This window comes from Pseudarthrobacter sp., assembly GCF_036675385.1.
Classification (GTDB): Bacteria; Actinomycetota; Actinomycetes; order Actinomycetales; family Micrococcaceae; genus Arthrobacter.
The window spans coordinates 1-25,224 of sequence record NZ_JAKFFD010000217.1; the positions used below are offsets into that span (position 1 = coordinate 1).

The following is a 25,224-nucleotide window of genomic DNA, read 5'->3' on the forward strand; positions in this document are numbered from 1 at the left end:
GACGCCGCGAAGTGGTCCGTGTACAACAGTGCCGGGCACGACGGGAATGGCATTCGGAGTCCCCAGCAGGTCACGGTAGACGGTTCCAAAATGGTCATGACTGGAACACCGGACGGCACCACCGCTGGAATGAGCGCGAAGTTTGGGCGCCAGAAGTACGGCCGGTGGGAGGTTCGCGCGGCGGGTTCGGGTGACAATGAGTACCACATGGTGTCGCTCCTGTGGCCGGATAGTGGGAATTGGCCGTGTGACGGCGAAGTTAACTACGCCGAGACGATGGGTGACTGGAACGTCATCAAGTTCTTCCTCCACCGCGATGGATGTTCGAACTTGTTGACGTCGGCGGCCAAGGCTCTGGACGTTAGTCAGTTCCACAACTACGCGGTTGACTGGTCTCCGAATGGGATCGTCGGCTACGTCGATGGTGTGAAGTGGTTTGAGGACAACGACCCGGCGCACCAGCCTCCTGGACCGATGCACCAGACGCTGCAACTGGACTGGTTCCCAGACAGCACTGATAACGGCGCTGGAGAGATGCGGGTGGATTGGGTTCGCGTCTATGCGGCTGGCGATCCAACTCCCGCTGCCCTGCCGCCGCCATCCGATGAGTCGTTTGAGTTCGCCGCCACCGGGGACATAAACCCTGCGGGTAACACGTCGGCCACGTCGCACAGTGGTAAGAACGCGGCTAGCATCATCGCCGGTCTCAACGACGGTTCGCTGGACAACTTCCTTGCGCTGGGCGATTTCCAGTATGACGATGGCACCTGTACCGCGCTCGAGGCTTACGACCAGTTGTGGGGTCCGGCTAAGGCCAAGACGTACTGGATCGCTGGCCCGAATCATGATGTTGAACCCGGCAAGAATGATGACGTTGACCGGTACATGGATGGGCAGTGCGTTTCCACGGTGAAGAGCGCGACCAGCTCCGATGTTGTACGGTTCCAAGACGCTCTTGATTGGTATTCGTTCGACAAGGGCAACTGGCACATTCTTGTAGCGCCTACGGCCACATGGCGTTATAACGCTACGCGGGCGCAAGCGATGACCTCGGAGATGGATGCCAACCTGAAAGCGGCAAAGGCCGCTGGAAGGCATCTGGCGGTTATGTATCATGATCCGTATTTCACCAGCAGCACATCGAGCCATACCCGCTTCTCCAAGGCGAAGCCGTGGATTGACGTCTTCTGGGCGAACCGCGTTCGTGTGTTGCTGTCCGGCTCACAGCACAATTATGAGCGGACCTGCCCGATAAACAACGAGGACCAGTGCGTTGCGGACGGGATGCAACAATTTCAGGTGTCCACTGGTGGAATCGGCCTCCGGGCGTTCACCAGCAGCCCCTCTTATGTGCAGCGGAAGTTTAGCGACACATGGGGTCACCTACGGATGAGCCTCAAGGCTGACGGCTCTTATACGTGGGAATTCCGTCCCGTTTCTGGCGGAATGCAGACTGACAGCGGGTCTCGAAGCCATGGCTAATACCTCGGTTCCGATCACCGCAAATGCCCCACAGCGATCGAGGGACAAAAGGAAACCCCGTCTTCACGGCTTATGGCCAGTGAAGACGGGGTTTCTTTGGTGCACCCCCCGGGACTTGAACCCGGAACCCATTGATTAAGAGTCAATTGCTCTGCCAATTGAGCTAGAGGTGCATCTCTTATGTGGTGACCTTCCGGGCTTTTTCTTTCCCGGTTGATCTCCGCAACGACATGAAACTCTACACGAACTTCCGACCCATGTGAAATCGAGGCCCCGATGCTCCCCGCGCTCAGCCGGGAGGGGCAAGAACCAGCACAAAATCAGGGTTTTTGTTGTTGGTCAGCAGCCAGAAGCCGCCGTCGGGAGTCCGGATGACGTCCCGGATCCTGCCGTATTCGCGTGTGAAATAGGCCACAGGAGCGCTTGCCTCCTCGCCGGACAGGGACACCGTCCAGAGGCGTTGCCCGCGCAGGGCGCCGAGGTAGGCGGTCGACCCGGCAATTTCCAGGCCGCTGGGTGAGGAGTCCGCCGTCGAAGGCCACACCACTTTCGCGTCGCGGTACCCGTCCCGGTGCGGTGCGCCGGTTACTGCGGGCCAGCCGTAGTTGGCTCCTGGCTCGATGAGGTTGAGCTCGTCGTTGACGTCCGGGCCGAACTCGCTGGACCAGAGCCGGCCGGCGCTGTCCCACGCCAGTCCTTGGACGTTTCGGTGCCCCAGGCTGTACACGGCATTGCCAAAAGGGTTGCCAGGCGCGGGGACACCCTCCGGAGTCAGCCGCAGGATCTTCCCGCCCAGAGCGTTGCGGTCCTGTGGCTGTTCGCGGCGCTGGGAGTCGCCTGTGCCCACGTACAGGAACCCGTCCGGGCCGAAGCGGATCCGGCCGCCATTGTGGGTTGATGCCTTCGGGATTCCGGAAAAGACCACCTCGGGGTCGCCAAGGTCCAGGGATCCGTCAGGCTGTTCCGTCAGCTTCAGCCGGGCGATGCGGTTGTCCTGTGCCGAGGTGAAGTACAGGTAAAGGTAGTTGTCGGACGGAAAGCCGGGGGAGAGGGCTAGTCCCAGCAAGCCTCCCTCACCGCCAGGAGCCACGCCGGGGACCTGGCCGATGGTGGTCGCCCTGCCATCACGGACAGCTTTCAGCAGCGCAGAGTCACGCTCGGAGACGACGGCGGTTCCGTTCGGCAGGAATACCGCGGCCCAGGGAATGTCAAGCTGGAGATCGAGCCGTGCCACAACCTCCGGTGGCGTGGCGTTACCAGGGCCGGTCCCGATCCCGTTGCCTGTGCTGGTCCCGGTTCCTGTGATACTGCCGGTGGGGGCATCGTTGGCGTCCCCCGTGCAGCCCGACAGCAGCACGGCCAGGCACACTGCGAAGGCGCCCGCAGTGGGCTTGGCCGCCGCGAAGGCCCGAAAGTGCGCCTGCGTCCGGTCAGATACGCGTCCGCCGGGGGGCGCGGAAGCCGGCAGCTTCCGCATGGGCCGCCGACTCAAACCAGACGTCGGCTTTCGTCTGCTCATAGTCCGGATGCCCCTCCTCGTAATAGACCATCGCTCCGGCGTCGGCCTTGACCTCGAAATCCGCCGGACCGCTTCCATCCGGGCCGGGCGACGCGGAACCTGCGCCGTAGGGCTGGTCCGCGGCGAGATGCCCGGTCGGTTCTGGTGTATCAGCGGCTTCGGCTTCCGCAGCGGCCGTTTCTGCGCCGGGCAGCGTGGGTGCATGGGGCTCCGTGTATTCCGGATGATGCACAAATCCGGCGCCCTGGGCCGGTGGCGCTTCGGACATTGGGGTGTCGGCAATTACGGTGGAAGCTTCGTCGGCCGGCCGGTGGCTGGCGGCGGATGGGGCTGGTGCACTTGCCTCTGACCACTGGGTTTCCCACTCGGCTTCGTCTGCCTGCCGGCTCACACTCTCCGTGCTGCCAGGTTCCTGGGCTGCTAGCGACTCCGGGCGAGCCGGCTTCTCTTGCCCAGCCGGCTGCTCAGGTCGGCCGGGTTCCCCAGAGCCAGCCGGCTCGGGGGATAGCAGTTCTTCGGCGGACGGGCGTTCCGGTGCATCAGCTGCAGCGGTTTCTGCGGGACCAGCAGTGTCTGTGGCACCAGCGGTATCTGCGGCACCAGCAGTAACAGCGGAACCGGCAACGTCGGGTTCGGCGATGATGTGCTGCCCGACGCTGGTGTCTTTTTCAACGCTGGCTTCTTCACCGCCGTCCTTGTGCCCAGCGCCGGCTTCTTGGGATTCTGCCGTGCTGGACCGATCGGGCGCCTCGTCGGCCGTCGTCGGTGGTGTCGGCTCAGAAGCGCCGAAGCCCGCAGCGCCGGGGATGCCTGCCGTGCCCGCAGCTTCCGCCGAGGCGGCTGCGCTTCCGCCGGCGAGGCCGCCGTCCGTCCGGATCGGCGTGGAGTCGCCGGTGTTCGAGGAACTGCTGCGGTTCAGCAGCCACCACACAACGCCCACGATCAGCACAATGAGGATAATCCAGAAGACAAAATCCATAGCAGGGCCCTTCAGTCCGGATGGCATGGTTGCCGTTCCCTGACGGTACGTCGGCGCCAACGGGACTGTCTAGGTTCCGGCAGGCCAGCAGGGGCCCATCTCAGAATTTGAGACGAGAGTCCACCATTTGATCGAAATATTCCTGAAAATCGGCCAAACGGGCTGTTCGGGTCGTTGGCGTCCCGATCCGAGTCATAGACTTTGACCCATGAGTGAGGACACCCAAACAGCAACCGAGAACAAGATCGACATCAAACCCCGCAGCCGGGTCGTCACCGACGGGATCCATGCCGCCCCCGCGCGCGGTATGTTCCGCGCCGTCGGCATGGGCGATGACGACTTCGCGAAGCCCCAGATCGGTGTTGCGAGTTCCTGGAATGAAATCACTCCTTGCAACCTCTCCCTGAACCGGCTGGCCCAGGGCGCCAAGGAAGGTGTCCACGCAGGCGGCGGTTTCCCCATGCAGTTCGGCACTATCTCCGTCTCTGACGGCATCTCCATGGGCCACGAAGGCATGCACTTCTCCCTCGTTTCCCGTGAGGTCATCGCCGACTCCGTCGAAACCGTCATGCAGGCCGAGCGCATTGACGGCTCGGTCCTCCTGGCCGGCTGCGACAAGTCCCTCCCCGGCATGCTGATGGCTGCCGCCCGCCTGGACCTGGCCAGTGTGTTCCTGTACGCCGGCTCCATCATGCCGGGCTGGGTCAAGCTTGAGGACGGCTCCGAAAAGGAAGTCACCCTGATTGACGCCTTCGAAGCCGTCGGGGCCTGTGCCGCCGGCAAGATGAGCCTCGAAGACCTGACGCGTATTGAAAAGGCCATCTGCCCCGGCGAAGGCGCCTGCGGTGGGATGTACACCGCCAACACCATGGCCTGCATCGGCGAAGCCCTGGGCATGTCCCTCCCCGGCTCCGCCGCCCCGCCCTCGGCAGACCGCCGTCGTGATGATTTTGCCCGCAAGTCCGGCGAGGCAGTGGTCAACCTGCTCCGCCTTGGCATCACCGCCCGGGACATCATGACCAAGAAGGCGTTCGAAAACGCCATCGCCGTGACCATGGCATTCGGTGGCTCCACCAACGCCGTCCTGCACCTCCTGGCCATCGCCCGCGAAGCTGAAGTCGAGCTGAACCTGGAGGACTTCAACCGCATCGGCGACAAGATCCCGCACCTGGGTGACCTGAAGCCGTTCGGCCGCTACGTCATGACGGATGTGGACAAGATCGGCGGCGTGCCGGTCATCATGCGCGCACTGCTCGACGCCGGCCTGCTGCACGGCGACTGCCTCACCGTCACGGGCAAGACCGTGGCCGAGAACCTCGCCGCGATTAACCCGCCGGACCTGGACGGCAAGATCCTCCGCGCCATGGACAACCCGATCCACAAGACCGGCGGCATCACCATCCTGCACGGCACCATGGCGCCCGAGGGTGCTGTGGTGAAGAGTGCCGGCTTCGACGCCGACGTCTTCGAGGGCACCGCCCGCGTCTTCGAGCGCGAGCAGGGTGCCCTGGCCGCCCTGGATGAGGGCCTGATCAAGGCTGGCGACGTTGTAGTCATCCGCTACGAAGGCCCCAAGGGCGGCCCCGGCATGCGCGAGATGCTCGCCATCACGGGCGCCATCAAGGGCGCCGGGCTGGGCAAGGACGTCCTGCTCCTCACTGACGGCCGCTTCTCCGGCGGAACCACCGGCCTCTGCATCGGCCACGTGGCACCGGAAGCTGTCGACGGCGGCCCCATCGCCTTCGTCAAGGACGGGGACCGGATCCGCGTGGACATCGCGGCCCGCAGCTTCGACCTGCTGGTTGATGAGGCCGAGCTCGAATCCCGCAAGATCGGCTGGGAGCCCCTCCCGGCCAAGTTCACCAAGGGTGTGCTCGCCAAGTACGCCAAGCTGGTCCACAGCGCCTCCACGGGCGCATACTGCGGGTAGCACGGTTTCGTTCCTCAACCTCCGGCCGCTTGGTTGAGCCCAACTAGGTAGCAGTAACTGTCGTTATGAGCGCTCATAACGACAGTTACTGCGACCCAGTTGGGGGAATGTGGCCAACCAGTGGACAATGGTGTCCACACTGTGAGATGCGCACAGTCCTCGTTGACATGTATCTCACACAGAGGGAAAACTGAACGCATGATCGCATTCGTTACCAGCTGCGCCGCTGCAGATGCAGCCGTCGTCCTTACCAAGCGCGTGGCCCACTAGCCCGACTGGTAACGAACCGTCACGCGCAACCCCTCGAAAAGCCGCAAGGCTGAGGGGTTTTTTTATTTCCGCATTTCCGAGTACACAGATGATCCACAAGGAAGAGTCCGATGAGCAAAGGATCGCCGATCAGCCCCTCGCTGATGGCTAATAAGTCCGCTGGAGCCCCCAAGGCTCCGGAACGCGCCGACCGAACGGCTGACCAGGCCGCCGTCGTCGCTGATCTTGCCGCTGTCTCTCCTGTCCTTGGGCCGAACAACGTTGTACCCCCAACGGTGATGACCGGCTCGCAAGCTATTGTCCGATCGCTCGAAGAACTCGGCGTCGACGATATTTTTGGTTTGCCTGGTGGCGCGATCCTGCCTACCTATGACCCCTTGATGGCCTCCAGCATGAATCACATACTGGTCCGTCACGAACAGGGAGCCGGCCACGCCGCGCAAGGCTATGCCATGGTTACCGGCCGGGTGGGCGTCTGTATCGCCACCTCGGGACCCGGTGCCACCAACCTCGTTACGGCCATCATGGATGCCCACATGGATTCGGTGCCGATGGTGGCCATAACCGGCCAGGTATCCAGCGGTGTGATCGGCACCGACGCGTTCCAGGAAGCCGACATTGTTGGCATCACCATGCCGATCACCAAGCATTCGTTCCTGGTGACCGACCCCAACGACATCCCGCACGTTATGGCGGAGGCCTTCCACCTGGCCTCGTCCGGACGTCCCGGCCCGGTCCTCGTGGATGTCGCAAAGGACGCCCAGCAGGGTCAGATGACCTTCTCGTGGCCGCCGAAGATCGACCTCCCCGGCTACCGCCCGGTGACGCGCGGCCACAACAAGCAGGTCCGCGAAGCAGCCAAGCTGATCGCTGCGGCCACCAAGCCGGTGCTCTACGTGGGCGGCGGCGTGGTCAAGGCTCACGCCTCCAAGGAACTCCGCGAACTGGCGGAACTCACGGGCGCGCCCGTTGTCACTACCCTGATGGCGCGCGGTGTGTTCCCCGATTCCCACCCGCAGCACGTGGGCATGCCGGGTATGCACGGGACCGTTTCCGCTGTCACGGCGCTGCAGCAGTCCGACCTGCTCATCACGCTTGGAGCACGCTTCGATGACCGGGTGACCGGTATCCTGAAGTCCTTCGCACCGAACGCCAAGGTGATCCACGCGGATATTGACCCCGCCGAAATCTCCAAGAACCGCACCGCCGACGTGCCGATCGTGGGATCCGTCAAGGAAATCATCCCCGAGCTCACCGAGGCTGTCCGTTCACAGTTCGAATCCGCCGGCACGCCGGACCTCACCACCTGGTGGGCGTTCCTTAACAACCTTAAGGAAACCTACCCGCTGGGCTGGACCGAGCCGGAGGACGGGCTCAGCGCCCCGCAGCGCGTCATCGAACGCATCGGCGCGCTGACCGGCCCCGAAGGCATCTACGTTGCCGGCGTTGGCCAGCACCAGATGTGGGCCGCGCAGTTCATCAAGTACGAGCGTCCGCACGCCTGGCTGAACTCAGGTGGCGCCGGCACCATGGGCTATGCCGTACCGGCTGCCATGGGCGCCAAGGTGGGGGAGCCGGACCGTGTAGTCTGGGCCATCGACGGCGACGGCTGCTTCCAGATGACCAACCAGGAACTGGCCACCTGCGCCATCAACAAGATCCCTATCAAGGTTGCCATCATCAACAACTCCTCTCTGGGTATGGTCCGCCAGTGGCAGACCCTGTTCTACGAGGGCCGCTACTCCAACACGGACCTCAACACCGGCCACGAAACCGTGCGGATCCCGGACTTCGTCAAGCTGGGGGAGGCCTACGGCTGCGCTTCCTTCCGCTGCGAGCGGGACGAGGATATTGATGCCACTATCCAGAAGGCCCTCGAAATCAATGACCGCCCCGTGGTTATCGACTTCGTCGTGAGCCCCGACTCCATGGTGTGGCCGATGGTGCCCGCCGGCGTGAGCAACGACCAGATCCAGGTTGCCCGCAACATGACCCCGGAATGGGAAGAGGAGGACTGAACATGACCCGCCACACATTGTCCGTTCTGGTTGAAGACAAGCCCGGTGTGCTGACCCGCGTCGCGAGCCTGTTCGCCCGACGCGCCTTTAACATCAACTCCCTGGCCGTGGGCCCGACTGAAGTTCCGGGCATGTCCCGGATGACCGTCGTCGTCGACGCCGACGGTGACCTCATTGAACAGGTCACCAAGCAGCTCAACAAGCTGGTCAACGTGATCAAGATTGTTGAGCTGACCTCCGAATCTTCCGTACAGCGAGACCACATCCTGGTCAAGGTACGTGCGGATGCCGCGACTCGTCTGCAGGTGACCCAGGCTGCAGACCTGTTCCGTGCTTCAGTGGTTGACGTCTCCACAGACTCCGTGGTCATTGAAGCAACAGGCCACCCCGAAAAGCTCACGGCGCTGCTCTCAGTGCTCGAGCCCTTCGGCATCCGCGAAATTGTGCAGTCCGGCACCCTGGCCGTTGGACGGGGATCCCGCTCCATGAGTGACAGGGCTTTGCGCAGCGCTTAGTAAGGCGGGGCCCGGCCCCACCTGCGGCGCAATGCCCGTGCAGTACCGCAACACCCCAGACTAATTACCCAGTGAAAAACGCTCAAGAGGAGTTACCCAAGTGACTGAAATGTTCTACGACGACGACGCCGACCTGTCGATCATCCAGGGTCGCAAGGTCGCCATTGTTGGCTATGGCTCCCAGGGCCACGCCCACGCGCTGAACCTGCGCGACTCCGGCGTCGAGGTAGTCATCGCCCTCAAGGAAGGCTCGAAGTCGATCGCCAAGGCCGAAGAAGCAGGCTTCAAAGCCCTGACCGTTGCCGACGCCGCCGAATGGGCCGACGTCATCATGATCCTGGCACCGGACCAGCACCAGCGCTCGATCTACAACGAGTCCATCAAGGACAAGCTGACCCCCGGCAAGGCACTTGCCTTCGCCCACGGCTTCAACATCCGCTTCGGCTACATCGAGGCACCTGAGGGCGTTGACGTCATCCTGATCGCTCCGAAGGCTCCGGGCCACACCGTGCGCCGCGAATTCGAAGCCGGCCGTGGCATCCCGGACATCATCGCCGTGGAGCAGGACGCCTCCGGCGCAGCCTGGGACCTGGCCAAGTCCTACGCCAAGGCCATCGGCGGCACCCGCGCCGGCGTCATCAAGACCACCTTCACCGAAGAGACCGAAACCGACCTCTTCGGCGAGCAGGCTGTCCTGTGCGGCGGCGTTTCCCAGCTGGTCCAGTACGGCTTCGAGACTCTGACCGAGGCCGGCTACCAGCCGGAGATCGCCTACTTCGAGGTGCTTCACGAGCTCAAGCTCATCGTTGACCTCATGTGGGAAGGCGGCATCGCCAAGCAGCGCTGGAGCGTTTCCGACACCGCAGAGTACGGCGACTACGTCTCCGGCCCGCGCGTCATTACCCCCGCGGTGAAGGAAAACATGCAGGCTGTCCTCGGCGACATCCAGAGTGGTGCCTTCGCCAAGCGCTTCATTGACGACCAGGACAACGGCGGCGCCGAGTTCATGGCCCTGCGTGCCAAGGCTGAGCAGCACCCGATCGAGGCCGTTGGCCGCGAGCTGCGCTCCCTGTTCGCCTGGCAGCAGACGGACGAGGACTACGTAGACGGCTCCGCAGCCCGCTAAGTCTGCTGTGCCGGTGCCCTTCGGGGTGCCATCATGAGGCCGGGTTCACTTAACAATGTGAGCCCGGCCTTTCCGTCCGCCTAGACTTGTTCCATCCCAAGGACTGCAACGCAGAGGATCACTCGTGTCAAAACCCGTAGTACTGCTCGCCGAAGAACTTTCGCCCGCCACCATCGAGGCCCTCGGCCCGGACTTCGAGATCCGCCAGACTGACGGCTCCGACCGGTCCCAGCTGCTCGCCGCCATCGCGGACGTGGACGCCATCCTGGTCCGCTCCGCCACCCACCTGGACGCCGAAGCCATTGCCGCCGCGAAGAACCTCAAGGTCATCGCCCGCGCCGGCGTTGGCCTGGACAACGTTGACATTAAAGCCGCCACACAGGCCGGCGTGATGGTGGTCAACGCCCCGACGTCGAACATCATCTCGGCAGCGGAACTGACCGTGGGCCACATCCTGAGCCTCGCACGCCACATCCCGCAGGCCAGCTCCGCGCTGAAAAACGGTGAATGGAAGCGCTCCAAGTACACCGGCATCGAACTCTTCGAGAAGAAGATCGGCATCATCGGCCTCGGCCGCATCGGCGCCCTCGTTGCCGCACGCCTCCAGGGCTTCGACACCGAAATCCTCGCCTACGATCCGTACATCACCTCGGCCCGCGCCGCGCAGCTCGGCGTCAAGCTCGTCACCCTCGATGAACTGCTGAGCCAGTCGGACTTCGTCACCATCCACATGCCCAAGACGCCGGAAACCGTCGGCATGCTCGGCGCCGACGCGTTCACCAAGATGAAGTCCACCGCCTACGTGGTCAACGTGGCCCGTGGCGGCCTCGTGGACGAAGAGGCGCTCTACGCAGCCCTGCAGGACCGCCAGATCGCCGGCGCGGCCGTGGACGTCTTCGTCAAGGAACCCAGCACGGACCTTCCCTTCTTCGCCCTGGACAACGTGGTGGTCACCCCGCACCTGGGCGCATCCACCGATGAAGCCCAGGAGAAGGCAGGCGTCTCGGTTGCCAAGTCCGTGCGTTTGGCGCTGGCCGGCGAACTCGTACCGGATGCCGTGAACGTGGCCGGCGGCGTGATCGCCTCCGATGTCCGTCCGGGCATCCCGCTGATCGAAAAGCTGGGCCGGATCTTCACCGCGCTGACCCACGCCTCCCTGACGCAGATCGACGTCGAGGTGGCCGGCGAGATCGCGGCGCTGGACGTCAAGGTCCTGGAACTTGCCGCGCTCAAGGGCATCTTTGCCGATGTGGTGACCGAGCAGGTTTCGTACGTCAACGCCCCGGTCATCGCCGAACAGCGCGGCATCAACGTCCGCCTCATCACGACGGCGGAAGCGGAGGACTACCGCAACGTCCTCACCATCCGGGGTGCTTTGAGCGACGGCAGCCAGATCTCCGTGGCAGGTACGCTCACGGGTCCGAAGCAGATCCAGAAGCTCGTCGGCGTCAACGGCTACGACGTTGAGATCCCCATCAGCGAGCACCTTGTAGTGGTGGCCTACGCCGACCGGCCGGGTGTGATCGGAACCATCGGACACATCCTGGGCATGAACAACATCAACATTGCCGGCATGCAGGTGGCACGGCAGGCGGAAGGCGGCCAGGTTCTGGCACTGCTGACCATCGACAGTTCCGTTCCGCAGCAGGTGCTTGACGCCATCAAGGCAGGCATCGGCGCCGAAATGGTCCGCGAAGTGGACCTCGAGGACTAAGAACTGCACCGCCATCAACTACGCGTGACCGAACCTTAACGTCGGCCACGTATGATTGGCCGGTCTGCTTACAATGGCTAGGTCCTGTTTCAGGACCACGCCGGCAGACCGGCCAATACTTTTTGCACACCAGGCAGGAAATCCTATATATCCGCCGCCTGCGGATCCCGGTGTGCGCACGCAATCCAGGTTTCAGGGAGCCCAATGAACGCCGTCCAGAGGTTCATCAGAAGCAAAGTGCTGCTGCTGACCGCGGCCATCTTGATCGCAGCCATGTGCTTGTCGGTCCTCGTCCAAGGCCAGTCGCAGGCCGCACTCAACCGAACGGTGGATGAGAACTCGCGGGGTCTCTACGACGTCCTGGTCCAAGCCAAGGCAGGCTCCGGGGCGCTGATGCAGCCGGAGATCGCCAACGGTGGCGGAGGCATCGGCTTTGACCAGCTCGAGAGCATCCGGAAGCTTTCCGGAACGTCCGTGGCGGCCCCCATCAGCCTGGTGTCCCGCGTGACGCAGAACTTGGAAGCGCCACGGCTCGACGCCATGGACTACCTTGGCTACAACTCCGGGCTGGCAGGCACAGCGACCACGGACCAGGCCGCCGGCGCCACAGATCCCAGCAAATGGCCTGCTGCCGAGTCCGTCCTGAGCGACACTGCCAAGAAGTACCGCCTGACCGCCAGCGCCGTCAGCTCCGACGGTGTCTCCGAGCAGACCCTGTTCAAGTCCACGGCCGAGGGCAGCCTGGGTAAGGCCAAACTCGTCGAGGAGCAGACGGCCGGTGGCACCAGCATCCGGATCGCACCACCAGCAGGCGAGACGGGCATCAAATTCCCCGCACCAGCCGGTGGCTCCGAACATAACCTGTTCAACCTTTCGGTGTCACTGCCCCTGTCTCCCGAAGTGACCGAGTCCGTCGTCGCCGTCGACCCCGTCTCCGAGCGCGCACTGCTCGGCTCGGCAGGCGACTTCCTCGCCCCGCTGGAGAAGGCCCCGCCCGCTGACGCGCGGAACGCCGGAGCCATCGGCCGGCACTTCGAAAGCCTCTTCACCAACGGCATCAGCCTGGAGGAGCTCAACGAGGGCCCTGACTTCCTCGGTGTCAAGCTCAAGTACTGGGCACCCCTGATGACGCAGTACCAGCAGGCGAAGCGCAGCGGACAGCTGACCGCGGACTCGCAGGCCATTCCCCTGGTTGTCCGTTCCGGTACGTCCCTGGACCTTAAGTACAACGTGAAGATCGAGGAGATCGACGCCGCGGGCAAGGTTGTCAAGGACGTCGGCACCGCCACGCGTTCCCTCGGTAAGGACTACCTGCCGTTTGTGTCCAAGGACCCGTTCGCTCTGTCCTGGCCCGGCTCCACCGACCACTCCGGTCTCCTCGGCAGCGCCGGCAACTTCAACCAGGGCCTCTACACTCCGGCCACGTGGAGCACCGACTTCGCTGCCGCTCCGAAGTACACGGACGGCGACGCCGCGGCCAATGGTGCGGTCCAGAAGACCGCCGTTCCCCGCGACTGGGTCACCGTAAACCGCCTGCCGGAGAAGGGCGCCAACGGCGCCCCGGTGGACCAGACCCAGCGTGAGCCCGTGGATGAACGTTCCTACCGGGAAGACCTGGCAACAGGGGAAAAGCTCGCGGCTCCGCTGGCCATGGTCTATGGGACCTTCGACCCCGCGGCTGTCGAGAAGGCCGCCGGCGACGTCAACCGCCTTCCCCTGGGTGGCTACGACCCCACTCCGCTTACCCTCACCAAGGACGCCGAAGGCAAGACGGTCACCGACACCGAACTCAAGCCTTCACTCAGTGCCACCGGTCTGGCGAGCCAGTCGGCCGGTGCCATCACCGACTTCTACGGCCTGGCCGCAGCACGCGGCTACAAGGACAACGCCGCCGTGATCGATGCCGTACGTGTCCGGGCCAAGGCCCCCGGAAGCTGGAAGGAAGCCCAGCCCGACGTCGAAAAGCTGGCCAGCGAGATCCGCGAAATGGGTCTTGAGGCTACTGTTGTGGCCGGTTCCGCCCGTGAGGACGCCAGCATTTTTGTCCCCGGATACTCCAAGGACGACGCCGGCAAGGAGTCAGCGCTGGGCACTGTCCAGCAGTCCTGGGTCCGGCAGAATGCAGCGGACGCAGTCTCCGGCTCCCTCACCGGGACCAACGTGACACTGCTCTTCCTGACGCTGTGCGGAGCCGCGCTGTTGACCGGCGCCTCCACCGTCAGCTACATCCGCAAACGCAAACGTGAAGCCGGGACCCTCCGGGCCATGGGCTGGACCCAGGTGCGCATCAGGAACTGGGTGCTTGAGGAATTCGGTGTCGGCGCCGCGCTGCTCGCGGTAGCCGGGATCATCCTGAGCCTGGTGAGCTGGAGCGTGACCACAGCCATCGTCTCAGCCTCCGTCCTGGTCCTGTATGCGGCAGCGGCCTTCTTCGCCGCCCAACAGCTGCGCCACCGTGATGAGGTGGACCAGGAACCGCAGCACGACGAGCGGCTGATCCCGGTGGACTCCCCGTTGACCTTTGCCAACCGGCAGCTCAGCACGAACAAGTTCAACACCCTGTCCCTGGCCGTCGCAGTCGGCGTGTTCGGAGCCGCGGTGGGCGGGCTGGTTGCCTTGCTCATCGACATCCCCCGTGCTGCCGGAGCGAGCGCCCTCAGCGGCCTGGCCGCAGCAAGCGTGGCGATGCCCAGTATGCTCCTGGCACTCGCCGGCGTCGCCGTGGGGCTGGTCCTGACACTGGTCACCGGCCGGTTTGAGCTGAACGCCAAGCGCCAGTACCTGGGCATCCTTGAGGCCATGGGCTGGAACCCGGACATGCTCCGCCAGGTCCGTCTTTTCGAAAACGCGCTGGTGGGCACGGTGGCCCTGCCGCTGGGCGTCCTGGGCGCGCTGGGCATCGGGCTCCTCCTTGCCCCGTATGCCGCGCTATGGGCCGGCGTCGCCGGCCTCGTGGCTGTACTTTGCTGGATACCGATTGCAACGAAAGTGGTCCAATGACAAACGAGACGAACGTTTACCGGAGCCGGAGGTCCGGCTCGGCTGAGTCGCCCCTGCAGACCCGTGCCAACACCATCGTCAAGGCCGCGGACCACGGGACCCCGCTGGAACTGAGCGACATCACCATCCGCTATGGCGGCGGTAAAAGCGGTGCCGAAGCCGTCAGTGTTGTGGAGAACTTCGACCTCACACTGCACGCCGGCGAGATGCACTGCGTGGCCGGCCGAAGCGGATCCGGCAAGACCAGCATCCTGACAGTGGGGGCGGGACTGACCCTGCCGACGTCGGGCCGTGTCTTCTGGGAAGGGGATTCCCTTGAAAGCATGGGCGACGACGAAATCGCCGACCGCCGTCGGGCCCTGATCGGTTACGTCGATCAGGGCGGCGCCCTGATCGACGGCATGAGCGCCCTCGAGAACGTCCTCCTGCCGGCCGTGCCCGACGGCGAGGTGGACCAGCGCCGCGACATGGCCAAGGACCTCCTGGACCTGGTGGGCCTGGGCCGCCGGATGCGGCACCGTCCGGCCCAGCTGTCCGGTGGTGAACGCCAGCGTGTGGCGATCGCCCGCGCCCTGATCCTGGGAACGCGCGTCCTGGTGGTTGATGAGCCCACGGCCAGCCTGGACAGGGCCTCCGCCAACCGCATCATCAGCATCCTCAAGGACACCACCTCGGACGGCATCGCGGTACTGGTCGCTTCACACGACCACGAACTGGTCCGCCTGAGCGATACGCTGACTGAACTGATCTAGCCCTGCCCCTTCGCACCAAAGGTAACGTCCGCACGTGAGCGCAACAGCCAAAACCCCGTTCTACATCACCACGGCCATCACCTACCCGAACGGTGTTCCGCACATCGGACATGCCTACGAGTACATCGCCACCGACGCCATGGCGCGCTTCAAGCGGCTTGACGGCTTTGACGTGATGTTCCTGACGGGCACGGATGAGCACGGCATGAAGATTGCGCAGGCGGCGGAGAAGGAAGGCCTCACGCCCAAGGAGCTGGTGGACCGCAACGCGGAAATCTACAAGTCTGCCCACGCCGCGCTGGGGATCACCTACGACCGCTTCATCCGGACCACGGACGCTGACCACTACGCCGCGTCGCAGGCCATCTGGAAGAAGATGGAAGCCAACGGCGATATCTACCTGTCCAAGTACGAGGGCTGGTACTCCGTCCGGGACGAGGCCTTCTACGTGGAGGACGACACCCTGGTCAAGGACGACGGCGTGCGGTACTCCAAGGAGACGGACACCGAGGTGACGTGGACCGCTGAGGAGAGCTACTTCTTCCGGCTGTCCTCCTACCAGGACCGCCTGCTGGCGCTGTACGAGGCCCAGCCGGAGTTCGGGGCACCGCAGTCCCGCTTCAACGAGGTCATCAGCTTCGTCAAGCGCGGCCTCGAAGACCTGTCGATCAGCCGCACCACGTTCGACTGGGGTGTCCCCGTCCCCGGCAACGACAAGCATGTGATGTACGTCTGGGTGGACGCGCTCACCAACTACCTGACCGGCGTCGGCTACCCGGACGTCGATTCGGAGTCCTTCAAGAAGTTCTGGCCCGCCGATGTGCATGTGATCGGCAAGGACATCTCACGGTTCCACGCCATCTACTGGCCGGCGTTCCTGATGAGTGCCGGCCTTGAGCTGCCCAAGCGCGTCATGATCCACGGCTTCCTGCACAACAACGGTGTGAAGATGTCCAAGTCGCTCGGCAACGTGGTGGCACCGGCAGACTTCGTGGCGCAGTACGGGCTGGACCAGGTACGGTTCTTCTTCCTCCGAGAGGTCCCGTTCGGCGCCGACGGCAGCTACAACCATGAGGCCATCGTGGGCCGCATGAACTCGGACCTGGCCAACAACTTCGGCAACCTGGCGCAGCGATCGCTGTCCATGGTGGCCAAGAACTGCGAGGGCCGGGTTCCGGTTCCGGGTGCGTTCACGGCTGAAGATACCGCGATCCTGGCACAGGCCAACGGGCTCCTGGAGACTGCCCGGACCGCCTTCGAAAAGCAGGAATTCAGCCGCGCACTCGAGGCCATCTGGGGCGTCCTGGGGGACACCAACGCCTACTTTGCCGAGCAGGCTCCCTGGGTACTGCGGAAGACCGACGTCGAACGCATGAACACCGTGCTGTATGTGACGCTGGAAGTACTGCGCATCGTGGCTATCCTGGCCCAGCCAGTGATGCCCACGGCCACGGCCGCGCTGTTGGACACCTTGGGACAGCCCGACGGCGGATCCCGCCAGTTCTCCGCGCTCACCACACCTATTGTCGCCGGAACTCCGCTGCCGGCTCCGGCGCCCGTCTTCCCCAAGTATGAGGAACCGGCCGAAGCCTAGGTATGTCCCTGCTGGCTACTTGCTGGTACGCGGACTGAGTACGGTTCCGGGGCCGGTCAGTAGGGCCCGCCTTGTAAGGCGGGTACTGAGTACTGGAGACATCCTGGTGCCCGTCTGTCTAGCCTTATCTGGTTAGCAAACTGATGATTCGCATCTGGGAGAACCGTCGCCCCCGATGCTGTCCGTTTGCCTTTAGCCCTCCGTGTCGGGGTTGGCGCCGTTCTTCCACTTGTCTGATCAGTTTGGACCAGACAATGGATGGAGACGGAAATGAAACGGATCCTTGCCGCTTTTGGTGTCGCGGGTCTTGCGCTATTGGGTGCCACAGCGCCGGCCACAGCGACGCCTTCTGAGGACGAGAAAAAGATCACCATTTGCCACGCCACCGGCTCGGAAAGCAATCCCTACAGCCCGGTGACCATCAGCCTCAACGCGCTCAACGCCCACGTGGGCCACCAGCACCATGAGGACATCATTCCGGCCAACGACGGGAAAGTCCTACCCGGAGGCCAGAACCTTGACAAGGCCAGCATCTGGAATGCAGGCTGCGCCGCACCAGGCGAGGGTAACGGCAATGGTAACGGCAACGGCGATCACAAGATCACCATCTGCCACGCCACGGGCTCGGACACGAACCCTTACAATCCCATTACGATCGCCCTGCAGGGGCTCAACGGCCACGCCAATGCCAACCACCAGCACACTGAAGACATCATCCCGCCGAACAACGGCAAGGTGCTGCCTGCAGGCCAGAACTGGACGGCTCAGGGGCAGGCAACTTACTACAACAACTGCATTCTCACGACCGTGCCGCCAGTAGTGCCGCCTGTTGTTCCTCCGGTAGTCCCGCCTGCTGTTACTCCGGTGACGCCGGGCGAAACTCCCAGAGGTGCTGTTGTGGGTGCGCCGGCGGGTCAAGGTGCCGTAGCCGCCAACAACCCTGGCTTCAATGTCCAGACTGCAGTGGCAGGTTCGACTGACGTTTCCATCGCCCCCTGGGCCGCTGGCATCGTCGTGATGATGCTCGCTGCAGCGGGAGTGGCTGCCCGCAGGACCCTGGCAGCCAGCGGTACCGTATCCCGGCCCCGGAAGGAATGACGCCGGCTACTGGCGCCCGCAGGGGCGCTGTTTGAATCACCGGCAGGCGCCGTGGCCGCAAGGGCACGGCGCCTGCCGGCAAACCAGGCAAATCCGACTCACAAGCGGGGTAACCATGGACAGCGATCGAAGGCTCTTCACCACCAAAAGCATCGTCTTCGTGGTGCTTTGCGGCGTGCTGGCCTACCTGGCGTTCGCGTTTCTCCCCTTCTTGGCCGGGCCGGGGGCTTCGCCGACCGTGACCGCGGTTGCTGTGCAGCCGACCACCCAGGCCCCAGCGCCGTCCACCCCCACGCCCTCCACGGACACCGGCGCCCCGGTCCCGGCGGGTCCGGCAGCGTCGCCGCCGCAGCGGCTGGTGTACCCGGCCGCAGACATCGATGTGGTGGTCCATCCGCTCGAACCCACGGGCGAGGACCAAGCCACCCAGACCATCGTGCCGCCCCCCACCATGGACGGCTACTGGCTGTCGCCTTACGGTGCCCCCGGCGCGGGCTCGGTCAATACCACGTACATCGCCGGGCACAGCTGGACGGACCGGGATGCGCCGTTCAACCGGCTGAGTACCAAGGCGGCGGCAGGTGACAGGCTGACCGTGGCCACGGCCACGGGCGAAGTGGCCTACCTGGTGGACTCCGTGACTACCTACGTCAAGTCCGGCCTTAAAGACAGCCCCATCTGGCAGGTGGCACCCAACAGGCTGGTCCTGATTTCCTGCTACACAGGTGATGCCTGGGGCACCAACGTGGTGGTGGTGGCCTCACCGGAGGACCCAGCCCTTCGTCTCAGCAAATGAGACTGATTGACCGGCATGCGGATCATCTTAATATTCTTGGAGCATGAGCGCATCCACGATCAATCTCGCTGTCATTCCCGGTGACGGCATTGGCCCAGAGGTCATTGCCGAGGCACTGAAAGTCCTCGAGAAGGCTGTCGCCGCTGAAGGCGTTGTCCTCGAGCAGACCCACTACCAGCTCGGTGCCGAGCACTGGCTGGCCACCGGCGAGACCCTTCCGGATGAGGTCCTCGCCGACCTGCGTACACGGGACGCGATCCTCTTCGGTGCTGTCGGTGCCGCCCCCGGCGACACCCGGATTCCGTCCGGCATCATCGAGCGGGAGATGCTGCTCAAGCTCCGCTTCAGCCTGGACCACTACGTCAACCTGCGGCCGTCACGGCTGTACGGAACAGTCGGGAGCCCGCTGGCCAATCCCGGCACCATCGATTTTATCGTCGTCCGTGAGGGAACCGAGGGTCCATATGTGGGCAACGGCGGCTCGCTTCGCACCGGCACGCCCCACGAGGTGGCCACCGAGGTCTCACTGAACACGGCGTATGGCGTGGAACGCGTTGTCCGCGATGCCTTCCGCCGCGCCAGCGCCCGGGAACGCAAGCATGTGACCCTGGTGCACAAGCACAACGTCCTGGTCTACGCCGGCCACCTGTGGAAGCGCACCGTCGAGGCGGTGGCCCAGGAATTCCCCGAGGTCACCCACGATTACCTGCATGTTGATGCGGCCACCATCTTTATGGTCACAGACCCCTCGCGCTTCGATGTCATTGTCACCGACAACCTCTTCGGCGACATCCTCACTGACCTCGCTGCAGCCATCACCGGCGGCATCGGGCTGGCGGCGTCGGGCAACATCAACATGGACCGCACCGCCCCGTCCATGTTTGAACCGGTCCACGGTTCGGCCCCGGACATCGCCGGACAGCAGAAGGCAGATCCCACCGCGGCCATCCTGTCGGCGGTGCTCCTGCTGGACCACCTCGGCTACACCGCCGCGGCCCGCAGGATCGAAGCTGCGGTGATCGCCGACGTCGAAACCCGCGACGGCGGCGCCCGCAGTACCAGCGCCGTCGGGGACGCCATCGCCGCAGCGCTCTAGGCCTGCTCTTGAGACTCGGTTAACCGGCGTAAGCTAGTTTCGAATCACCAAATGCTGCCCTGCGGTTCAGTGCTGAACCACATTCAGAAGGCAGCCGATCGTGGAGGAACCATGACTCAGACCGCCCATGGCGTCGAATTTAACCAGCAGCTCTCGGCAACCCCGAAGTCAGCTGAAGAGCGTGCAGCCATCCTGGCCAACCCGGGATTTGGCAACTACTTCACCGACCACACCGCCGTCGTCGACTACAGCGTCGACGAGCAAGGCGAGGGTGGCTGGCACAACGCGCGCGTTGAGGCCTACGGACCCATCTCCCTGGACCCGTCTGCCGCGGTGCTGCACTACGGTCAGGAGATCTTCGAAGGCCTCAAGGCATACCGCCACGCTGACGGCTCAATCTGGACCTTCCGTCCGGAGGCGAATGCGGCCCGCCTGAACAAGTCGGCACGACGCCTTGCGCTTCCGGAACTGCCCCAGGAGTACTTCCTGGGCGCCATCCGGGAACTGGTGCAGGCGGACAAGGAATGGGTTCCCGCCGGTGACGGCGAGGCCCTGTACCTGCGCCCGTTCATGATCGCCACCGAGGCGTTCCTGGGTGTCCGGGCAGCGCGGGAAGTGTCCTTCCGGGTGATCGCATCGCCCGCCGGCAACTACTTCGGCGGCGAACTCAAGCCCGTGTCCATCTGGATCTCGCGGGAGTATGCCCGCGCCGGACGCGGTGGCACAGGCGACGCCAAATGCGGGGGCAACTACGCAGCCTCCCTCATCGCCCAGCAGGAGGCTGAGGCCAACGGCTGCAAGCAGGTCCTCTTCCTGGACCAGTTCAACGACAACGCCGTCGAAGAGCTCGGCGGCATGAACGTGTTCTTTGTGATGAAGGACGGATCCCTCGTGACTCCTGCACTCACCGGAACCATCCTGGAAGGAATCACCAGGATGTCCGTTATCCAGGTTGCCAAGGACATGGGCCGCGAGGTCACCGAACGCAAGATCACCCTGGATGAATGGCGCGACGGCGTGGCCTCCGGTGAGATCGCCGAGGTCTTCGCCTGCGGCACCGCAGCGGTGATCACCCCGATCGGTGTCCTGAAGGACGCCACCGAATTCATCGGCTCCGAGGACGCGAAGGCGGGGGAGACCACCATGGCCATCCGCGAACAGCTCCTGGGCATCCAGACCGGAACCGTGCCGGACACCCACGGCTGGCTGACCCGCCTGGCCTAAGCCTCCGCAACCCTGGCCACTACAATGCGGGGTCAATTAACGCCCGATATCTCCATCGGAATGGGCGTTAAGTGACCCCGCGTTGCTGTTGCAAGGCACCCTCAGCGGCGGGTGGCCTTCCGGGCAGCGTTCTTCAGGGCCTTGCGCGAGACCGGCTTCAGGGCCTTCCGTGCCGCTTCGTCGGCCAGGGCGCGGTTGCGGCGGGCATCGATGATGTCGTTCCAGAGTGCTGTGGCGAAGGCGCCGCCGTCCTGGGCGTAAACGTCATAGGGATAGTCAGCAAAGATGGTCTGTTTGGTGCCTCCGGTGGGCAGGTCCTTCCCTGTTGCCTCGGCGACGGCGTCGGCAATAGCCCAGGTCCGCGTCAGGTGGTGCGTGAGATTGTCCTGGACAAAGACGTTCGCGTCGCCGGAGGCAGCAGCGCGCTCCAGGAGTATGGCCAGATCTTCAGCCAGGAACGTGGCCGCCCATTCGTCGACGTCTTCGATATGTGACCGGAAATCCTCGGCGACACCGTCCACCGCCTCGCGCCAGTCGGTGGTCTCACGGAACTTCTGCCACGTGGGAAACCAGACGATGGCCCCGGTCGCGTGGTTGTGGATGTGCTGCAGGCCGCTGTTCTTCTCCGTCAGTGCATGGTCGTGTCCCGCGGAGTCGGCGCCGGACAACAGTTCGGACAGCGAGATGGTGGGTGAAGTGCTCATGGTGGTGCCTGGCTGCTCTCTCTGGGCGGTGGGTTCACCAGCCATAACCCGCCCCGGTGGTGCGGTTATTCCGTGCCGTCCTGATGCGAAGATGGTGCAGTGAACTCCACCTCGAGCGGCATTCCAGTCGCTGCCAGCCCACTGACGGCTTTCTTCCTGGCACCCAACCCCGGGCCGATGAGCCTGGACGGCACCAATTCGTACGTCGTCTCCGCCCCCGGCGCCAGTACATCCGTGGTGGTGGATCCGGGTCCGGCGGACGAGGGCCACCTTCGCCGCCTCGCGGATGTGGGCCCCGTGGAACTCATTCTCGTGACGCACCGGCACGCCGACCACACGGCAGGCTCCCAGCGGCTCCATGAGCTCACCGGCGCCCCGGTCCGCGCCGCCGATCCCCGGCACTGCCACGGCGGCGGCGAGCCACTGCAGGACGGCGAAACCATCCAGGCGGCGGGAGTGGCGGTCCGGGTCCTGGCCACGCCGGGCCACACCTCGGATTCCGCCTGCTTCCACCTTCCCGACGACGGCCCGCACGGCTCAGTGCTGACCGGCGACACCATCCTGGGCCGCGGCACCACCATGCTGGACTACCCGGACGGCAGGCTGGGGGATTACCTGCTGTCCCTGGACCGGCTCGAAGCACTTGGCCCGGCCACCGTCCTGCCGGCCCACGGGCCGGTGCTTCCCTCCCTGGCGGCCATTGCCCGTGCCTACCGCGAGCACCGGCACGAGCGGCTGGCGCAGATCCGCGCAGCACTGGTCCGGCAAGGCGGGGACGCGACGGTGGTTGACGTGGCAGACGACGTGTACGCCGACGTCGAACCTTCCGTCCGGCGGGCAGCCGAAATGTCGGTGGCCGCGCAACTTGAATACCTGCGTGGGCACCCCGGCGGCTGACAGGACGGCATGACGCAGGGCAGGTGCCGCCGCTCAAGACGGTAGGCTAGCCACCATGCGTATTGCCAGGTTTGTAGTCGATTCTGATCCCCTCTACGGCGTTGTTGAAGGTGAGCCCGGCAGTGAGGAAGTCACTGTCATTAACGGTGACCCCTTCTTCAACGGGGTGGAGCGCACCCACGTCAAGCACAAGCTTGAAGACGTCCGGCTCCTGGCCCCGATCATTCCCCGCAGCAAGGTGATCGGCGTGGGCCGCAACTTCGCCGAGCACGCCGCCGAGCTGGGCAATGAGGTCCCGCAGCAGCCGCTCCTGTTCCTGAAGCCGAACACCTCTGTCATCGGCCCCGGCGACCCCATTGTGCTGCCGGAATTCTCCGATGAAGTTTCATTCGAGGCCGAACTGTGTGTGGTCATCGGCCGTATCTGCAAGGACGTCCCGGAAGACCGTGTCGACGACGTCATCTTCGGCTACACCTGCGGCAACGACCTCACCGCCCGCGATGTCCAGAAAACGGACCTGCAGTGGGCCAGGGCCAAGGGCTTCGACACGTCGGCACCCCTCGGACCGTGGATCGAGACCGAGCTGGACACCGAAGACCTGGCCATCAAGGGCTGGCTCAACGGCGAACTGCGCCAGGACGGCAGCACCAGCCAGATGATCCGCGGCGTCCGGGAAATCGTCTCCATCGTGTCCCGGGCCTTCACCCTGCTCCCCGGGGACGTCATCATGACCGGCACCCCGGCCGGCGTCGACCTCGTCACCGCGGGGGACCGCTACGACGTGGAGATCGAGGGCATCGGCCGCCTGTCCAACCCGGTGGTCCGCCGCTGACGGGTAAAGTTGGAACCACTATGACTACTGCCTCCGCGCTGAACCCTGCCGCCATCCCGTCCGTCACTGCCGAAACCCCGGTCCGGGTGCGGTTCTGCCCCTCACCCACGGGCACCCCGCACGTGGGCCTGATCCGGACGGCGCTGTTCAACTGGGCCTATGCCCGGCACACCAAGGGAACCCTGGTCTTCCGCATCGAGGACACGGACTCGGCGCGGGACAGTGAGGAAAGCTACCACCAGCTGTTGGATGCGCTGAAGTGGTTGGGCATCACGTGGGACGAAGGTGTCGAGGTGGGCGGCCCGCACGAGCCGTACCGGCAGTCCCAGCGCAGCGACATCTACCAGGATGTCATCGCCCGGCTGAAGGCCGGTGGCCACATTTACGAGTCCTACTCCACACCGGCTGAAATCGAAGCCCGTCACCGTGCGGCTTCCCGCGACCCCAAGCTGGGCTATGACGGGTTTGACCGGCACATCACCGAGGAACAGCTGGCCCAGTACAAGGCAGAAGGCCGCCAGGCCGTGCTGCGCCTGCGGATGCCGGACGAGGACCTTACGTTCAAGGACCTCGTCCGCGGCGAGATCACGTTCAAGGCCGGCTCCGTGCCGGACTTCGCGGTGGTCCGCGCCAACGGCGCGCCGTTGTACACGCTGGTAAATCCGGTGGACGATGCCCTGATGGGAATCACGCACGTGCTGCGCGGCGAAGACCTGCTCAGCTCCACGCCCCGCCAGATCGCCCTGTACCGCGCCCTCTACGCCATCGGCGTGGCCGAGTACATGCCCGAGTTCGGCCACCTTCCCTACGTCATGGGCCAGGGCAACAAGAAGCTCTCCAAGCGCGACCCCGAGTCCAGCCTGTTCCTGCACCGTGAACGCGGCTTCATCCCCGAAGGCCTTCTGAACTACCTGTCCCTCCTGGGCTGGTCCCTGAGCGCCGACGAGGACATCTTCACTGTCAAGCAGCTCGTGGAGCACTTCGACATCCACGACGTGCTGGCCAACCCGGCACGTTTTGACCTGAAAAAGGCAGAGGCCATCAACGGCACGCACGTCCGGCTGCTTGAGGCGGCCGATTTCCGTGCGCGCCTGGTGCCGTACCTCCGGGCCGCGGACCTGGTAGGGGAGATCCTCACGGACCGGGAGGAGGAGATCCTCACCGAGGCCGCACCCCTCGTCCAGGAGCGGATCACCCTGCTGGGGGAGGCCCCGGAAATGCTTGCCTTCCTGTTCAAGGCCGACGACGCGATCGACGTCGCAGACGACGCCCTTAAGGGCCTGCCCGCCAACCTGACCGAAGTCCTCGACGCCGCCCTTGCTGCCCTTGAGCCCATTCAGGACTGGAACCCGGAGGAGATCCAGACGGCCCTGAAGCAGGCACTCGTGGAGGACCTCGGCCTGAAGCCGCGGCTGGCCTTCGGTCCGGTCCGCACGGCCATCTCCGGGCGCCGGATCTCGCCGCCGCTCTTCGAATCCATGGTGATCCTGGGCAAGGACTCGTCCCTGAGCCGGCTCCGCACCTTCCGCGGCTGATGTCTGCCACCGGCACCACGGCTGACGGAGCCCTGAGCACACGCTTCGGGTCCATCCGGGGCGTCCTCTTCGACATCGACGACACCCTGGTGGACCTCGAATACGCCATGACCACCGCCCTGCGTGAGGTCAGCGAGCACCTC

The 25,224-nt window shown here is 64.5% G+C and carries 19 protein-coding genes, 1 tRNA gene and 1 pseudogene; 17 read left to right on the forward strand and 4 right to left on the reverse strand.

Going from position 1 to position 25,224, the window contains the following annotated elements; all coding sequences use genetic code 11:
* Positions 1 to 1,482: family 16 glycosylhydrolase (locus tag V6M49_RS17835; RefSeq protein ID WP_332762438.1), on the forward strand; the 1,482-nt coding region annotated here is incomplete at its 5' end.
* A gap of 97 nt (positions 1,483 to 1,579) precedes the next feature.
* Here V6M49_RS17835 and V6M49_RS17840 read toward each other — a convergent pair.
* From V6M49_RS17840 to V6M49_RS17850, 3 genes are all read right to left on the reverse strand, one after another.
* Positions 1,580 to 1,655, reverse strand: a tRNA-Lys gene (locus V6M49_RS17840).
* Between the two features lie 116 nt (positions 1,656 to 1,771).
* Positions 1,772 to 2,959, reverse strand: a complete 1,188-nt coding sequence (locus tag V6M49_RS17845) for a PQQ-dependent sugar dehydrogenase (RefSeq protein ID WP_332762440.1) — start codon at positions 2,957 to 2,959, stop codon at positions 1,772 to 1,774.
* A complete protein-coding gene (locus V6M49_RS17850; RefSeq protein WP_332762442.1) occupies positions 2,913 to 3,980 on the reverse strand; it encodes a sunset domain-containing protein in 1,068 nt (355 codons plus the stop codon). Before V6M49_RS17850 ends, V6M49_RS17845 begins: the two co-directional genes overlap by 47 nt.
* A 208-nt stretch (positions 3,981 to 4,188) precedes the next feature.
* Between V6M49_RS17850 and ilvD the strand changes: the two genes are divergently transcribed.
* The 12 genes from ilvD to V6M49_RS17910 all read left to right on the forward strand — a co-directional run bounded on the left by ilvD (position 4,189) and on the right by V6M49_RS17910 (position 21,113).
* Entirely contained in the window at positions 4,189 to 5,910 is a 1,722-nt protein-coding gene (ilvD, locus tag V6M49_RS17855) for a dihydroxy-acid dehydratase (protein WP_141140917.1), read from the forward strand.
* A gap of 380 nt (positions 5,911 to 6,290) precedes the next feature.
* A complete protein-coding gene (locus V6M49_RS17860; RefSeq protein ID WP_104061224.1) occupies positions 6,291 to 8,198 on the forward strand; it encodes an acetolactate synthase large subunit in 1,908 nt (635 codons plus the stop codon).
* Between the two features lie 2 nt (positions 8,199 to 8,200).
* Positions 8,201 to 8,713 carry an acetolactate synthase small subunit gene (gene ilvN / locus V6M49_RS17865; protein ID WP_028271611.1) on the forward strand — a complete coding sequence of 171 codons (513 nt, stop codon included), beginning with the start codon at positions 8,201 to 8,203 and terminating at the stop codon, positions 8,711 to 8,713.
* 100 nt (positions 8,714 to 8,813) lie between these two features.
* Entirely contained in the window at positions 8,814 to 9,839 is a 1,026-nt protein-coding gene (gene ilvC, locus V6M49_RS17870; RefSeq protein WP_141140916.1) for a ketol-acid reductoisomerase, read from the forward strand.
* A 124-nt stretch (positions 9,840 to 9,963) separates the two neighbouring features.
* A complete protein-coding gene (gene serA / locus V6M49_RS17875; RefSeq protein WP_056349234.1) occupies positions 9,964 to 11,553 on the forward strand; it encodes a phosphoglycerate dehydrogenase in 1,590 nt (529 codons plus the stop codon).
* Positions 11,554 to 11,757: 204 nt separating this feature from the next.
* Positions 11,758 to 14,553 (forward strand): ABC transporter permease, encoded by a 2,796-nt coding sequence (locus V6M49_RS17880; protein WP_332762448.1) that lies wholly within the window; start codon positions 11,758 to 11,760, stop codon positions 14,551 to 14,553.
* Positions 14,550 to 15,305: an ABC transporter ATP-binding protein gene (locus V6M49_RS17885; RefSeq protein ID WP_056349225.1), complete on the forward strand. Its 756-nt coding sequence runs from the start codon at positions 14,550 to 14,552 to the stop codon at positions 15,303 to 15,305. The genes V6M49_RS17880 and V6M49_RS17885 overlap by 4 nt, the downstream gene beginning before the upstream one ends.
* A gap of 34 nt (positions 15,306 to 15,339) precedes the next feature.
* Positions 15,340 to 16,899 (forward strand): methionine--tRNA ligase, encoded by a 1,560-nt coding sequence (gene metG, locus V6M49_RS17890; protein ID WP_332762449.1) that lies wholly within the window; start codon positions 15,340 to 15,342, stop codon positions 16,897 to 16,899.
* Between the two features lie 270 nt (positions 16,900 to 17,169).
* On the forward strand, positions 17,170 to 17,997 hold the full coding sequence (locus V6M49_RS17895) for a hypothetical protein (RefSeq protein WP_332762450.1): 828 nt from the start codon (positions 17,170 to 17,172) through the stop codon (positions 17,995 to 17,997).
* A gap of 115 nt (positions 17,998 to 18,112) precedes the next feature.
* A complete protein-coding gene (locus tag V6M49_RS17900; RefSeq protein WP_332762451.1) occupies positions 18,113 to 18,793 on the forward strand; it encodes a class F sortase in 681 nt (226 codons plus the stop codon).
* 43 nt (positions 18,794 to 18,836) lie between these two features.
* Positions 18,837 to 19,889: a 3-isopropylmalate dehydrogenase gene (locus V6M49_RS17905; protein ID WP_056349215.1), complete on the forward strand. Its 1,053-nt coding sequence runs from the start codon at positions 18,837 to 18,839 to the stop codon at positions 19,887 to 19,889.
* A 111-nt stretch (positions 19,890 to 20,000) separates the two neighbouring features.
* On the forward strand, positions 20,001 to 21,113 hold the full coding sequence (locus V6M49_RS17910; protein WP_104061296.1) for a branched-chain amino acid aminotransferase: 1,113 nt from the start codon (positions 20,001 to 20,003) through the stop codon (positions 21,111 to 21,113).
* A gap of 101 nt (positions 21,114 to 21,214) precedes the next feature.
* Here the strand turns inward: V6M49_RS17910 and V6M49_RS17915 are convergent, their stop codons facing one another.
* A complete protein-coding gene (locus V6M49_RS17915; RefSeq protein WP_332762452.1) occupies positions 21,215 to 21,817 on the reverse strand; it encodes a hypothetical protein in 603 nt (200 codons plus the stop codon).
* Between the two features lie 99 nt (positions 21,818 to 21,916).
* Here V6M49_RS17915 and V6M49_RS17920 point away from each other — a divergent pair, with 99 nt between their 5' ends.
* The 4 genes and pseudogenes from V6M49_RS17920 to V6M49_RS17935 all read left to right on the forward strand — a co-directional run.
* Complete coding sequence (locus tag V6M49_RS17920) at positions 21,917 to 22,714, forward strand: MBL fold metallo-hydrolase (protein ID WP_332762454.1); 798 nt, start codon at positions 21,917 to 21,919, stop codon at positions 22,712 to 22,714.
* 55 nt (positions 22,715 to 22,769) lie between these two features.
* Entirely contained in the window at positions 22,770 to 23,546 is a 777-nt protein-coding gene (locus V6M49_RS17925; RefSeq protein WP_141140909.1) for a fumarylacetoacetate hydrolase family protein, read from the forward strand.
* 20 nt (positions 23,547 to 23,566) lie between these two features.
* Positions 23,567 to 25,081, forward strand: a complete 1,515-nt coding sequence (gltX, locus tag V6M49_RS17930) for a glutamate--tRNA ligase (RefSeq protein ID WP_332762456.1) — start codon at positions 23,567 to 23,569, stop codon at positions 25,079 to 25,081.
* Positions 25,081 to 25,224, forward strand: a pseudogene (locus V6M49_RS17935) (HAD family hydrolase); the annotation flags it as partial. The gene gltX and the pseudogene V6M49_RS17935, both read left to right, overlap by 1 nt.

Coding starts and splice junctions, on each gene's coding strand:
- V6M49_RS17845 (WP_332762440.1), bottom strand. CDS start 2,959: ATGCGGAAGCTGCCGGCTTCCGCGCCCCCCGGCGGACGCGTATCTGAC.
- V6M49_RS17850 (WP_332762442.1), bottom strand. CDS start 3,980: ATGGATTTTGTCTTCTGGATTATCCTCATTGTGCTGATCGTGGGCGTT.
- ilvD (WP_141140917.1), top strand. CDS start 4,189: ATGAGTGAGGACACCCAAACAGCAACCGAGAACAAGATCGACATCAAA.
- V6M49_RS17860 (WP_104061224.1), top strand. CDS start 6,291: ATGAGCAAAGGATCGCCGATCAGCCCCTCGCTGATGGCTAATAAGTCC.
- ilvN (WP_028271611.1), top strand. CDS start 8,201: ATGACCCGCCACACATTGTCCGTTCTGGTTGAAGACAAGCCCGGTGTG.
- V6M49_RS17880 (WP_332762448.1), top strand. CDS start 11,758: ATGAACGCCGTCCAGAGGTTCATCAGAAGCAAAGTGCTGCTGCTGACC.
- V6M49_RS17885 (WP_056349225.1), top strand. CDS start 14,550: ATGACAAACGAGACGAACGTTTACCGGAGCCGGAGGTCCGGCTCGGCT.
- V6M49_RS17895 (WP_332762450.1), top strand. CDS start 17,170: ATGAAACGGATCCTTGCCGCTTTTGGTGTCGCGGGTCTTGCGCTATTG.
- V6M49_RS17900 (WP_332762451.1), top strand. CDS start 18,113: ATGGACAGCGATCGAAGGCTCTTCACCACCAAAAGCATCGTCTTCGTG.
- V6M49_RS17905 (WP_056349215.1), top strand. CDS start 18,837: ATGAGCGCATCCACGATCAATCTCGCTGTCATTCCCGGTGACGGCATT.
- V6M49_RS17910 (WP_104061296.1), top strand. CDS start 20,001: ATGACTCAGACCGCCCATGGCGTCGAATTTAACCAGCAGCTCTCGGCA.
- V6M49_RS17915 (WP_332762452.1), bottom strand. CDS start 21,817: ATGAGCACTTCACCCACCATCTCGCTGTCCGAACTGTTGTCCGGCGCC.
- V6M49_RS17925 (WP_141140909.1), top strand. CDS start 22,770: ATGCGTATTGCCAGGTTTGTAGTCGATTCTGATCCCCTCTACGGCGTT.
- gltX (WP_332762456.1), top strand. CDS start 23,567: ATGACTACTGCCTCCGCGCTGAACCCTGCCGCCATCCCGTCCGTCACT.